General features: G+C 61.8%; 1 protein-coding gene. It reads left to right on the top strand.

Features of this window, described 5'->3' with window-relative positions; translation table 11 throughout:
• The coding region (locus K6N12_RS33650; RefSeq protein WP_222149180.1) for a type IV secretory system conjugative DNA transfer family protein at window positions 1-463 on the top strand (463 nt) is incomplete at both ends.

Raw genomic sequence — 463 nt, 5'->3', positions numbered from 1 at the left:
CGACACACGCATTTCCTCGACAGTCCGCGCATGACCGGGGTGTTGGGGCGATCGGACTTTCGGTTCGCTGACCTCAAGGCAGACAAGGCGACCGTGTTCCTGGTCTTGCCGCCAGACAGGCTTGCGGCCTACTCGCGTTGGCTGCGTTTGCTGGTGGCCCAAAGCCTGACCGAGATGGCGCGAACCCTACCCTCGCCGCATTCATCTGCGCCACCGGTTCTCTATCTGCTCGACGAGTTTACCGCCCTTGGTCATCTGGCGCCGATCGAACGGGCCATGGGATTGATGGCAGGTTACGGTGTGCAACTCTGGCCGATCATCCAGGACATTCATCAGCTGCGCGCCACCTATGGCCAGCGTGCCGGCACGTTTCTGTCCAACGCCGGCGTGCTGCAAGTGTTCGGCGTCAATGATCACGACAGCGCCCGTCTGGTATCCGATCTGCTTGGCCAGGAGACCGTAG

It is taken from the genome of Rhizobium redzepovicii (assembly GCF_019793435.1).
Taxonomy (GTDB): domain Bacteria; phylum Pseudomonadota; class Alphaproteobacteria; order Rhizobiales; family Rhizobiaceae; genus Rhizobium; species Rhizobium redzepovicii.
This window is presented reverse-complemented; position numbering and strand designations above follow the sequence as displayed.